At 50.1% G+C, this 839-nt stretch carries 1 protein-coding gene; it reads left to right on the forward strand.

All coding sequences use genetic code 11. The annotated features are described in order from the left end of the window. Positions 1-593: Holliday junction branch migration DNA helicase RuvB (ruvB, locus tag ACTHUM_RS15805; protein WP_440403393.1), on the forward strand; the 593-nt coding region annotated here is incomplete at its 5' end. Positions 594-839: the final 246 nt, after the last annotated feature.

The raw sequence follows: 839 nt of genomic DNA on the forward strand, positions 1-839 counted from the left end.
TGATTGGAGAGGGACCGGCTGCGCGTTCGGTCAAAATCGATTTGCCGCCGTTTACATTGGTGGGGGCGACGACCCGTGCCGGTATGTTGACCAATCCGTTGCGCGACCGTTTCGGTATTGTGTCCCGATTGGAGTTTTATCAAAACAAAGACTTGGCGACTATTGTTGCCCGTTCTGCTCAATTGTTGCAGTTGGAAATGGGTGAAGAGGGTGCGATGGAAGTGGCCAAGCGCAGCCGCGGTACGCCGCGCATTGCCAACCGCCTTTTGCGACGTGTACGCGATTATGCCGATGTGAAAAACAACGGCGTCATTGATGCGGAAATTGCCGATGCTGCCTTAAGCATGCTGGATGTGGACGGTCAGGGTTTGGATGTGATGGACAGGAAATTCCTTGAGGCGATTCTGCACAAATTCAGCGGCGGCCCTGTCGGTTTGGAAAACGTGGCTGCTGCGATTGGCGAATCGACCGATACCATCGAAGATGTAATTGAGCCTTATCTGATTCAGCAGGGTTTTTTGCAGCGTACACCGCGCGGACGCGTAGCAACCGAACGAGCCTATCTGCATTTCGGTTTGAAGGTTCAAGAATAATAGTGAAGGCCGTCTGAAAACTGCTTTCAGACGGCCTGATACTTTCAATTTCATATGATTGTCGGCAAATATCTGCCGATAATTGGTTAAAATGTTCCCCTTTTCTTTTTTGAAGTTTCCCCATGAATATCTTATCCGTAGAAAATGCTTCTTTTGCTGTCGGTCATGTCGCCTTGCTCGACAAAACTTCTTTTCAACTCGACAGCGGCGAGAAAATCGGTTTAATCGGCCGCAACGGTGCGGGTA

The organism is Neisseria sp. P0021.S006 (assembly GCF_051956895.1).